Below are 12,120 nucleotides of genomic sequence, written 5' to 3'. Positions count from 1 at the left end.
TTGCCCAGGATTGTGAGCAGGCCCGGGCTCGCGCCGGGCGAGAGATGGCCATGGGAGAGGATCGTCACGTTGCCCGCCGCCGTGCCGGTGCCGCCCAGGGTGGAGTTGGCTGCGACGATTGTGTGCGCGCTCGCCAGGTAACCGCGAAGGCTCAGCAGGCCGGCGTTCACGAATGTCGTGCCCGTGTAGGTGTTGTATGCCCAGAGCGCGAGGGTGCCGGCTCCGGTTTTGGTGAGGCTAACGCTAGCGCCGCCGGAAATGCTGTCGGCTGTCGCGGCGATTGAGTTGGCGTCGCCGATTTGCGCGGTGGCGTTTGCACCGATGTCGAAGGTCATGCCGCCGCTGTTTGCGTAAAGGAAGCCACCCGAAGCGTCGTCGGCAGCGGTGTTGTTGGTGGCGGTGAAGACTCCGCCGGCGGCGAGTTCGAGCGTGAAGCTGGTGCCGCTATAGATCGCACCGCCGGAGGCGACGGCCTGATTGCCGCTCATGGACATCGCGCTGACTTCAAGCGCGAGCGGGGCGTTGGTGTCCGAGTAAATCGCGCCACCGGAATTTCCGGCGTAGTTGTTTTCAAAGGTTCCCGAGGTGATGTTGATGATGCCCGATGACACGTTGTAGATCGCGCCGCCGTCGCCGGTGAGCGCGGTGTTGCTGGTGAAGACGAGATTGGTGCCGGTGACGGTGCCGGTCGTGTTGTAGATCGCGCCGCCAGAGCTTTCGGCATAATTGTCCGCAAAGGTGCCCGTGGTGATGTTCACGCTGGCGGCGCCGCTATGGTAAATCGCGCCGCCCCCGACAACCGCGGTGTTGCTGGTGAAGACGAGATTGGTGCCGCCGAAAATGCCTTGGCTCGCGACAGCCCCGCCGGCGGAGCCGGCGTAATTGCCGGAGAAGGTTGCCGAGGTTAGGATGATGCTTCCTGTGCTTCCATAATAGTAATCGAAAATGGCGCCGCCATCCGCCACGGCGGTGTTGCTTGCGAAGAGCAGATTCGTGCCGGAAACCGGGCTGTTGTAATTGAAGATGACGCCGCCGTATTCGCCAGCATGGTTGCCCTCGAACGTGCTCGAATTCAGGACGATGACGCTTGAAAGATTCGCCAGAATGGCGCCGCCATACCTTGCGGCGGTGTTGCTATCAAAGAAGAGCCCGGCGCCGGCAAAGGTGCCGGAGGCATAGACGGCGCCGCCAAACTGGGCGGCATAATTTCCCGTGAATGTGCTGGATTCGATGAGGAGCGCGCTGTTGGAACGGATGGCGCCGCCGTAGGTGCCGGAGTAGTTGTCGGTGAACACGAGATTGGAGCCTGTTAGGGTGCCGCCGGCAAGAATGGCACCGCCATGCTTCGTGGCGTAATTACCCGTGAACGTGCTCGACTCAAGGACGAGCAGGCGATCCGAGTTGTTAATCGCCCCGCCGTCGGTGCCGGCCGTGTTGCTTGTGAAAACAAGCGCCGTGCCGGTGAGCACCTTGGATGTGCGAATGGCGCCGCCGCCCTGGGAGGCATAATTGTCGATAAAGGTGCTGGAAACTAGGGTGTCGGCTTGGGTGGTTGACGCGTCACTATAAAGCGCGCCGCCGCTGTATGCGGTGTTGCTGGAGAAATAAAGGCTGGTGCCCGTGATTGTCGCCCTGGTGCGGATGGCTCCGCCGCGTTGAGTTGTCGTGCTCGTGCGATTGCCGGTGAAAGTGCTCGAAACCAAAACCAATGCGGCACCTCCGTTGTCATTGTTGATCGCACCGCCGTATTGCCCGCCGCGGTTGTTGACAAAGACGAGGTTCGAACCACGAAGCGCGCCTCCGGTGCTTTCGTTGTGAATGGCTCCGCCGCCGCTGGACGCGATATTGCCGGAAAACGTGCCGCCGTTCAGCACGAGGGTGCCGCCATCTTGGTTGTAGATGGCACCGCCGGCGCTGGCGGTGTTGTCAGTGAAGACGACATCCGTGCCGGTAAAGGTGCCGCCACCGGTGTTGGCCATGGCGCCGCCGTTGGACTGGGAGACATTGCCTGTGAAGGTGCTCGATAGCAGCGTCACGGAGCCTTTGTTGTAAACGGCCCCGGCATAAATGCCGCCGCCGGGGCCGGCAGTATTGCTGGACAAAAGCAGGGCGGAGCCGGTGAACACGCCGGTGTTGTAAATCGCGCCGCCGGAGAGGCCCGAGCGGTTGTTCTCAATGGTGCCCGATGCGAGGGCCATGGTGCCGGTGTTGTAGATGGCTCCGGCATAACCAATGGTGGTATTGCTGGCAAAAACCGCGCCGGTGGCTTCGAGTGAGCCGGCGTTGTAGATGACGGCGCCGGTGGCGCTGGTGGAGGTGCCGTAGTTGCCTTTGAAGGTAATGTCGCCGGTGATGCCAAAGGTGCCGCCGGCATCCACGTAAACCGCGACGCCGTTGGTGGCAAGAGGCGGAGTCGTCACGGTGAGGCTCACGCCGGGGGCCGCCTCAAGCGTGGCGTTGGCTCCGGGGGAAACGACCTGGCGCTGCGTCATGGTGCCGCTGGAAGTGAAGAGGAGGGTCGCGTCCGAGCCTGCGGCGCCGTCGTAATAAACGGTGTTCGCGCCGGAGCCGAGCGCCCAGCCGGCGTTTGTGCCGGTGGCGGCGGCGAGCACGCCATTGCGAATATAAACGCCGCCCGTGTAGCTGTTGCTCGCGCTGAGGATGAGCGTGCCGCTGTTGGCGGCGGTGACTGTCAGCGACTTGCCGTCCCATGCGGGGGCGTTGGCGCCGGCGGCGTGCCCGGTGGCGTTGCCGAGGGCCACGTCCACGTTAAACACTTCGTCCGCGTCCAGGGTGAAGTTGCCGTGCGACTGAAGCGTGCCGCTGAGCCAGGCGAGTCGCGAGGCAAGGATGTAGTCGTTGTTGTTCTTGTAGGCGTCGAACACCAGGAAGTCGTGCGTGCTCGCGCCATCGGTGATTATCCTTTCCGAAAAATCACCGGTGATGCCGCCGGTGGTGTGGATGAGCACTTGGTGGTTGGCGGCGAGCTCGCTCGCCATTGTCCCGCTGGCGGTGCTTGTGGTGGCGACGCTCAGCGTGCCGCCAACCCATGCGGTTGGGGCCGTGATAAACGCGCCGCGTTGACCAAGGGTGCCGCTGAGCGCGAGGTTCAGCGTGGAATTGGCATTTTGCACATACGTGGTGCCAACGCCAACGGTGCCGCTGTCGCTGATTGACAGGGTGCCGGCGCCGTTGTTGCCGTTGCGCAGAAGTCTAACCGCCGTGACGACGGCGGTGCCGCCGACCGCGAGGCTGCCGCTGGCGCCGCTGTTTCTGGCGATGACAATGTCGCGCCCCGCTTCCAGCCGTCCCGTGCCTGTGACGGCGACGATGCCGGTGCCGCTGTTGCCGACAATAAAATCGGTGCCGGTCTTCCACAGGCCGGCGATGTTGCCGATGCCCGTGTTGGACGCCGTGTCGCCAAAGGTCGCGTTCGCGGAGCCGTCGAACGTGCCGGTTTCCGCGATGTTGATAACGCCGGTGCTTTGGTTTGACTCGAAACCGATGGCGATGCTGCTGATGGTTGCGCTGAAGTAGCCGCCCACGTTCACGGTGCCGTTGGCGCGCAACCGTTCGCCAGTGTAGGTGCCGCCAGCCAGCACGTTGAGCACGCCGCCGGCCCACACGTCCAGATGATTGCGGTTTCGCAACCAACCACCGTCCTCGATGGTGAGGACGCCCCGTTGGTTGACCCGGATGGCCTGGGTGCGATTGTTATAGAAATAGCCGTCCTGCTCGATGACCAATGTGCCGGCGCCGTCGCCTTCGTCCGCGCCCACTTTCACGGCGTCGACGGTGGAAGTCTGGTTGCCGACCCATGTGCCGCTGACGTTGACCGTGCCGCTCGTGCCGGCCGCCGTGCCGATGCGCAAGACTCCGGTATTGTTGACGACTCCGGTCACATCGAGCAGGCCGCCGTTGACGGTGGTCGTGCCGGTGTAGGTGTTGCTCGCGCTGAGGATGAGGGCGCCCTCGCCGAGCTTGATGAGCGATTTGCCGTCCCAGCCGGTCGCGTCGCTGGCGGTCCGGTCAACCAAGCCCACGCCGGCGGTGCCGCTAAAGTCGGGCAGCGCGTCGATTTCAAATGTCCCGGAGTCGACGGTGAAGGTGCCGGACGCGCTGGCGGTGCCGGTATACCAACGCAGGAAGTAGCCGACGTAATAGTCTTTCTTGTCGTCCGTGATGAACCTCCCGCCGTAGAGGTAATCGGCCAGGCCGGCGGTGTCGAAGCCGGAGCCGTCGATGGTGACATCGGCGAAATCGCCCAGAATCGTGCCGTTGGTGGCGTGCAGGATGAGTTTTTGGGTGGCACCCAATTCGCTCGCCTTGACGGTGTCGGCGATGTCGCCCGCGAGGATGTAATCGCTCACAGTGAGCGAACCGTTGCCGCCGCCTATGCCCGGCAACAACAGATAGCTATCCGCAATCACATACGCGGTGTCGCGATCCATGTCGAGATTCACGGTCAGCATTTGGTTGCCGGCGTTGTTTACGCGGAAATACGCGTCGGTGATGATGGTGCCGGTCGAGGCGATGTTGATCGCGCCGGAGTCGTTCAGCCAAATCTCGCTTCCGTCGCGCCACAGGCCGGCTATGTTGGCGGTGCCGCCAACATAGGTTTGCGTGTTGTTGCTCAAGAACGTGCCTGTCCGCTCGACAGTCAGCACGCCGGAGCCCGCGATTCCAATATTAACAATCGACGCGGATGCGCCGGCATCCAGCAAACCCGCGACAGTCACACTGCCGGAGGAGTTGGCGGCATGGCCGATGTTAAGACCGGCACCTTTGACCGTGCCGGACTCGGCGATGTTCAGCACGCCGGAACCGCTGTCTCCTACAAGGATGCTCGTGGCCGAAATCAAGACGCCGGTGCCGCTGACATTGAGCGTGCCGCTCGTGTTTGCCGAGCCGCCGATGACGACTTGCGCCGTGCTGCCCGTCCAGCCGGTGACGGCGAGCACGCCGCCGTTGACGAAGGTCGTGCCCGTGTAACTGTTGCTCGCGCTGAGGATGAGCGTGCCGCTGTTGCTGGCGGTCACCGTCAACGATTTGCCGTCCCAGCCGCTGGTGGTGTAGGGACCGTTGTTCTGGTCGGCGAGGGGCACGTCCATGTTGAAGCTCGTGCCAGTGTCGATGGTGAAGTTGCCGTGGCCGCGGATCGCGTTGCCAAACCACGAGAGGTCGATGCCGGCGAGGTATTGTTTTGAGTCGGCGCTCTTGTAGATGCCGCCGTAAAGATAATCGGGCAGGCTTTCGTGGTCGAAGCCGACGAGGGTGCTGCTGGCAAACACTCCACTGATGCCGCCGGTTGTTTGGATGAGCACTTGCGTGTCGTGGTCGAGCACCTTCTGTGCGGTGTCAAAATCCGTGCCCACGCCGAAGCCGGTCACGGTGATCGTGCCGCCGACGGTCGCGCTGTTCGCGGTGATGAAGGCGTCGTTCCGTCCGCGATGGTCTTCCACGGTGAGTTCCAGCGTGGAGTTGGCGTTTTGGAAGTAGGTGCCGCCGACGGTGACGAGGCCGTGGTCGCTGATGGCGAGCATGGCTCCGGAAGCTTGGTGATAGTTGCCGGCGATGCCTGCATTGCCGGTTCCATCAATGGTGAGATTGCCGGTGTTGTATAGATAGCCGCCGCCCAGCCAGCCCTGGCCGGCAATGGCGACGTGGTTGTTGGCGTGGATATAAATTTCGCCGGAAGTGACCGTGCCGCTGCCGGCAATGGCGAGCGTGCCACTGCCGCCATAGGCGCCGACATCAATCGTGTCGGCCACAACCACGCGCCCGGTGCCGCTGACGCGCACCAAGCCGGTCGCGCCGCTTTCCCGGGCAATGCCCATGTAATCGGTGTCAACTTTGCCGGTGACTTCCAACACGCCGTCGCCGTCCGCGCCGACACGCAAATCACCGAGCACACCCCAATAACCGGTGTCGCTGACGATGGCGGTGCCGTTCATGCCGGCTTGGCCGATGTAACCGGCGGCGTTGCCGCCGGTCCAGCCGGTGATGGCCAACGTGCCGCCGTTGACGATGGTCGTGCCGCTGTAGTTGTTGCTCGCGCTGAGGGTGAGCGTGCCGTCGCCGAGTTTGGTGAGCGATTTGCCGTCCCAGCCGGAGGTGATCGACTCGGCGCGGTCGTTGAGCGCAACGTCCACCAGAAAGCCCGTGCCCGAGGCGATGTTGAAGGCGCCGTGCGCGACGGCAAGATCGGGGTCATACCACGCAAGGCCATAGCGAAGCTGATAGTCCTTGGTGTCGGCTGACACTCCGTGCTGAAGCGTGATGTAGTTAACACCCGGCTGAAACCCGCCCGGTATCATTTCGGAAAAGCGTCCGGTTATGCCGTTTTCGGTGCGGATGATTGTTGAAATGCTCGCCGCCAGGCCGCTCGCGGAGCCGGAGGTGGCACCCCAATAATCGGAAACTTTCAGCGTGCCCGAAAGGGTGGCCGTCGTCGCGGTGATGATCGGGTTGGAGGATGTTATTGTCAGGTCGAGCGTCGAGCCGGCGGCTTGCCGGAACGCGCCGGTGGCGAGCTTCGAGGAACCGCTGATGCGCGTAGCGGCGCCGGCATACGTGTCGTATGAGGTGATGGCGTTGAACGCGCCGTTTTGGGCAAACTGCATGGCGCCGTTGTAGACATTGACAACGCCCACGGCCGAACCGGCGCGGGTGAGCGTGAACGCCCCCGATCCGTCTTGCGTGAGTTGCGACAAGCTGCCCGCGCCACTGATGCCGCCATTATAGATGTAATTGTCGGAGCGCTTGATCACGAGGTTGCTCCCATCGTATATCTGGATGTCGCCGTTGACCGAGCCGGTCGCGCCGCCGTTGCCGAGTTGCAACGCGCCGCCGCCGATTATCGTGTTGCCGGTGTAGGTGTTGCTGCCGGTAAGCATGACCAAGCCCTCGCCGCCCTTGTAAAGCGGCGCGGCGCCATTGCTGCTGATAACGCCGCTGAGCTCGGTGGTGCTGTTCTGCACACCCTCGATTCCCAGCGCAGCCGAAACGATGTTGATCCTGTTTGTGATTGTCTGCTTCGCGACGGTGTTGTTGTTGATGATGCCCTCGTCGAGGCTATACTGGCCGCCGCCCCCGAGGATGAACGCCCCGGCCGTCGAGTCGAAGGCGATGCTCGTGAAACGCATGTCTGAGTCCATGATGGGATTGAGACGGTTGCCGCCCGCGAAAGTGAGTTCAATCTGGGCATTGGAGATGGGCGAGATATCGTCGTCCCAGTTTTTAGCCGTGGCCAGTATGTTGTTCGCCCCGGTGCCGGTCCATTTGAACTTGTATTTGTAGTCGATTTCGACGACCCAATCTTGAAGGGAGCCGAGAGACGTGTTGTTTACAGTATCAACAACATATAGATTCCATGTGTTATTTGTGGCAAACCCTCGAAAAACCGACAACATCGTGCCGTAAGAAGCTGCGGAAGTGGGCGCAGGGGCATAAAAACTGTAATCGTTGCCTATTTGCGTAGGCTTATAAGTTCCCGAAGTGATTTGGGCTTCGGGCCAAGTGCCTCTGTAGGATAATGTGCCCGAAGCACTGTCACTAAAGGTCAATGTGGCATTCTTAAAGCCTGCATTCTGCCCCGTTACGTTGTCGCTCCCCCCAAGTAGGCGAACCGACGAGCCAGAATTATTAGTCATGAGCATTTGGACGTTAGTAGCTATGCCGGATTGCAGGCCGGTTAAAATCACTCGAGTATCCAGAATAACGCCCTTGCCCGTGCTGGTAGTGGTTAGCGGATAGATGCTGGCGATCCCAGAGACATCCCCTCCAGTAATTCCTCTATTAAAAGAAATCGACGTGCCATTATTAAACATCACCGTGCCATCGGCGCCGGCGCGAATCTCTTGCACGGATAGGACAGAAGCCAGAAAAACCGCAAACGTGCGGATGGTGCGCGGGCAATCGCGCGCTTGCAATGATGGGCGGGTGTTATGCATGAGGTGGTGGCGGTTGGGTGTTTGCGCAGGCTTGCTCGTGCCGGGAAAAATGTCGGCAAGGCTGCGGGCGAGTTGGGCTAAACCGTTTTTTGCATTCATTAAAATTGGTGTGGGGTTAAATCGAAATCACCGCCAGTTGGCACAACAGCCAGGGCTCTATCGGCAATGCAAATGTCACTGTCACAGGCTTCACTAAAATGATAAAAAAAGAGAAAAAATTGGATAATTTTTTTACGGGAAAATTACCTTTTCCTTAAAAAAGCACCTTTTGCAATAAATTATTAAAAAGAGTCAACTTTATGATTTCCAATAAAATATATTTTACAGCAGACAAAACATAAATGCATGCAAACACAATACAGGCATATGGCGGCACACAACTTATCCGTTCGCAAAAAAAGCCGGACCTGAATCAGGTCCGGCTTTTCGCGGATGAGTGATTGAACAGCCAGTTTACTTTATTTCGCCGGCTGTCCCTGTTGTTGGCGGCTCGCCTTACAGCGTGCCGGCGTAGATCGCCTTGGAGCCGAGCTCCTGTTCGATGCGGAGGAGCTGGTTGTATTTGGCGATGCGGTCCGTGCGGCTCGCGCTGCCGGTCTTGATCTGTCCGGCGTTGGTCGCGACGGCGATGTCCGCGATCGTCGCGTCCTCGGTTTCGCCGGAGCGGTGCGAGATGACGGCGGTGTAGGCGGCCTTGTGCGCCATTTCAACGGCGTCGAAGGTTTCCGTGAGCGAACCGATTTGGTTGACCTTGACGAGGATCGAGTTGGCAACGCCCTGCTCGATGCCCTTGCGGAGGAAGTCCACGTTGGTGACGAAGAGGTCGTCGCCGACGAGCTGCACCTTGTCGCCGATGGCGTCGGTGAGTTTTTTCCAGGTCTTCCAGTCGTTCTCGGCGCAGCCGTCCTCGATGGAGTCGATCGGATACTTGGAGGTGAGCTCCTTGTAGTATTGCACGAACTCGTCGCCGGTGAACTGCTGGCCGGTGCTCTTTTTGAAGACGTATTTGCCGGTCTTCTTGTCGATGAACTCGGAGGAGGCGACGTCGAGCGCGAGCATGATGTCCTTGCCGAGCTTGTAGCCGGCGGCCTTGACGGCGGCGGCGATGGCGTCGAGCGCGTCGGTCGTGGAGGCGAGGTTCGGGGCGAAGCCGCCCTCGTCGCCGACGGCGGTGGAGAGGCCCTTGCTCTTGAGAACTTTCTTGAGCGCGTGGAAGACTTCGCAACCGGCGCGGAGCGCCTCGGAGAAGGTCGGGAAATTGACCGGGCGGATCATGAATTCCTGGAAGTCGATCGGGGCGTCGGAGTGCGCGCCGCCGTTCATGATGTTCATCATCGGAACGGGGAGAACTTTTGCGTTCACGCCGCCGAGGTAGCGGTAGAGGGGGAGGCCGACGGCGGCGGCGCCCGCGTGGGCGGCTGCCATCGAGACGCCGAGGATGGCGTTGGCGCCGAGCTTCGACTTGGTCTTGGTGCCGTCGAGCTTGAGCATGGCGCGGTCGAGGCCGACCTGGTCGGTCACGTCGTAGCCGACGAGCGCGGGGGCGATGATGCCCTTGACGTTGCCGACGGCGGCGAGCACGCCCTTGCCGCCGAAGCGGGTCTTGCCATTGACGCCCTTGGGGAGCGACTTGGCGGGAGCGGAGGCGTCGCGAAGTTCGAGCGCCTCGTGTTCGCCGGTGGAGGCCCCGGAGGGAACGGCGGCGCGTCCGACGATGCCGGAGGCGAGTTCGACATCAACTTCAACCGTGGGGTTGCCACGGGAGTCGATAATTTCACGAGCATTGATAGCGGTGATGGTTGTGTTCATATGGTGGAAAAAATACGGAATGGACACTGTATGAGTGAAAAGTGCGCGAGGTAAAATGTTTTATTGCGATCAAATTTCCCAAGGGGGTATCCAAAAAATTTGACCGAACTACGCATGCGCCCGGGAACGCGGGCATCTTGCCCGCAGGTTTGGATGCTTGGGTGGCGCGCTTGCCCCAATCAATCCCGCGCCGGGGCCGGTTGAAGCTTCCGCACCAGCCCCGGCATGCTTGCCCCGATGGGCGATCCGGCGAGGAATTGCGCGGCGCGGGTTTTGTGTCCGCGCGCGAGCAGGCTCGCGTAGACGTGCATTTCAAATTGCCCGCGGATCGTGTCGCTCTCGTTCGCGCAATCAAGCGCGTTGAGCAAGGCGATCAGCGCCTCGATGGTCGAAAAATGCCCCGCGCTGTGCTGCACGCGCAACCAGTAACGGCTTTCGCCGCGCAACGCCGACACCGGCAGGCGCACCTTCCGCCCCCATCCATCAACGTGGCGAAGCATTTCGTTGGACTGCGACCAGGTGCCGTCGATCAGAAGCACCTGCAAATTTTTCAGCGCCCCGGCGCCGGCCTGCGGTTGTTCAAGTCCGTCAAGCCCGTCGCGCAACACATCCTCAAGCGCCTCTCCGCGCGGGTGCAAAATCCACAGCGCGTCCGCCCCGCCGTTCCCAACCACATCCTCGCGGCGCGGCAGGCACTGGTTGTGCCAAACGATCCGGCGCGACGCCGGCACGACGCGGCGAATGAGGTTTCCCGTGCTCGTCGGTTTCCACACCTCGCCGTTGTGCATCAGCACATCGAGCGCGAACGGCAGCGCGACCGCGCGCGCGCCCTCGCAGACGCACCAGCGCGGCGCAATCTGGCAATGCGGACAGCGGGGCACCCCGCGCAACACGACACTTCGAGCCATAAATTAAAAAAGTTAAAAAAACCAAATGACCCAATTTCAGGGAATATCCAAATCCCAATATTCGCCCGCATGTGAATCCTTGCCGCGCAGGACACACTTTGCAATTTTCCCGCGCCATGAGCCGCCCGCCCGACATACTCTGGATCGTAACCACGCAATGGCGCGCGCAGGCATTTGCTTTCGCGGGCGACCCGAATCTCCGCGCGCCATCGCGCACGCCCCGCCTCGACGCCCTCGCGCGCGAACCGGGCACAATCAACTTCGCGCAAGCCGTGACGCCCCACCCTTTCGGCCCCTTCGCGCGCGCCGCGATGCTCACCGGCATTCCATCGCCCGAAAACGGCGTTCGCGATTATTACGATCCGCTGCCCGCGAACAGCCGCACCATCGCGCACGCGCTGCGCGAACGCGGTTACGCCACGGCATTCTTTGGAAAATGGCACTTGTCGAAACGCGACCCGCGCGCGCCGCTCGTCGGCGAGACCCACGCGCGCGCCATCGTGCCGCCCGGCGCGCGCGGCGGCTTCGATTTTTGGGAGGGTTTTGAAAGCGGCTTTTTGCTAAACGACCCCTGGCTGCACGGCACGCGCCTGCCGGAGCCGCGACAATTTCGCGGTTACCAAGGCGGCGTGCTTTGCGAACGCGCGCTGGAATACTTTTGCGGGCGCGAAACCGCACGCGAAAACCCGGCGCGCGCGCCGATGTTTTGCATCGTGAGCCTCGAGACGCCCCACCCGCCCTACGACGCGCCGGCGGCAAACGCCGTCGCGCCGAATCCGGAGCAGCTCATCCTGCCCGCAAACGTGCCGGCCGGGAGCGAAGCCGAATCAAAAGCGCGTCGCGAACTCGCCGGTTATTACGCGCACATCGAGGCGACTGACACGGCGGTCGGCCGCCTCATCGCCGGGGCGCGCGCGAAAAATCCCGGCGCGTTGATCGTGTTCACCTCGGCGCATGGCGACATGCACGGCGCGCACGGCCTGTTCCGCAAAGGCTGGCCGCACGAGGAAAGCGTGCGCGTGCCGCTGCTGGTGAATCACCCGACCCTCGCGCCGGAATCGATTTTGAGCAACGCCGCCGTCTCGCTCATCGACCTGCCGGCGATGACGCTTTCCCTCGCGGAGGAAACTACCCGGTCCGCCTTCGGGAAAAACAGCCCAGGCAGTCCGCGCCTCGATTTCACGCACGCGCTCATCTCGATGCCGAGCGTGGTGCGCCTGCCGCACCAATGCGAGCGCGCGTGGCGCGGCGTGCGCACGCCGGCGCGCAAACTCATTCTCAACGAGGACGGCTCGCCGTGGCTGTTTTTCGATTTGGAAAACGACCCGCTCGAAATGCGCAACCTCGTTGGCGAGCCGTCGCGCATGAATGAAATCGCGGCGCTCACACCCCTGATATCAGGATAGCGCAATCAAACCGCGGACGCGTGTGAAATGATTGCGAAACAAGCT

Annotated in this window: 4 protein-coding genes; 1 reads left to right on the top strand and 3 read right to left on the bottom strand. The window is 61.7% G+C overall.

The genetic code is table 11. From position 1 onward, the window contains the following. The 3 genes from M2103_RS11350 to M2103_RS11340 all read right to left on the bottom strand — a co-directional run. Positions 1 to 7,412: autotransporter-associated beta strand repeat-containing protein (locus M2103_RS11350; protein WP_277510659.1), on the bottom strand; the 7,412-nt coding region annotated here is incomplete at its 3' end. 1,035 nt (positions 7,413 to 8,447) lie between these two features. Beyond that, on the bottom strand, positions 8,448 to 9,761 hold the full coding sequence (gene eno / locus M2103_RS11345; RefSeq protein ID WP_277510657.1) for a phosphopyruvate hydratase: 1,314 nt from the start codon (positions 9,759 to 9,761) through the stop codon (positions 8,448 to 8,450). Positions 9,762 to 9,940: 179 nt separating this feature from the next. Further along, positions 9,941 to 10,669 carry a tRNA-uridine aminocarboxypropyltransferase gene (locus M2103_RS11340; protein WP_277510656.1) on the bottom strand — a complete coding sequence of 243 codons (729 nt, stop codon included), beginning with the start codon at positions 10,667 to 10,669 and terminating at the stop codon, positions 9,941 to 9,943. 116 nt (positions 10,670 to 10,785) lie between these two features. Here M2103_RS11340 and M2103_RS11335 point away from each other — a divergent pair, with 116 nt between their 5' ends. Beyond that, positions 10,786 to 12,075: a sulfatase-like hydrolase/transferase gene (locus M2103_RS11335; protein WP_277510655.1), complete on the top strand. Its 1,290-nt coding sequence runs from the start codon at positions 10,786 to 10,788 to the stop codon at positions 12,073 to 12,075. Positions 12,076 to 12,120 lie beyond the last annotated feature (45 nt).

Origin of the sequence: Ereboglobus sp. PH5-5 (genome assembly GCF_029504805.1) — a bacterium.
Lineage (GTDB): Bacteria > Verrucomicrobiota > Verrucomicrobiia > Opitutales > Opitutaceae > Ereboglobus.
The sequence above is the reverse complement of the archived record's forward strand: the minus strand, read 5'-3'. Positions and strand labels throughout refer to the sequence as shown.

Coding starts and splice junctions, on each gene's coding strand:
- eno (WP_277510657.1), bottom strand. CDS start 9,761: ATGAACACAACCATCACCGCTATCAATGCTCGTGAAATTATCGACTCC.
- M2103_RS11340 (WP_277510656.1), bottom strand. CDS start 10,669: ATGGCTCGAAGTGTCGTGTTGCGCGGGGTGCCCCGCTGTCCGCATTGC.
- M2103_RS11335 (WP_277510655.1), top strand. CDS start 10,786: ATGAGCCGCCCGCCCGACATACTCTGGATCGTAACCACGCAATGGCGC.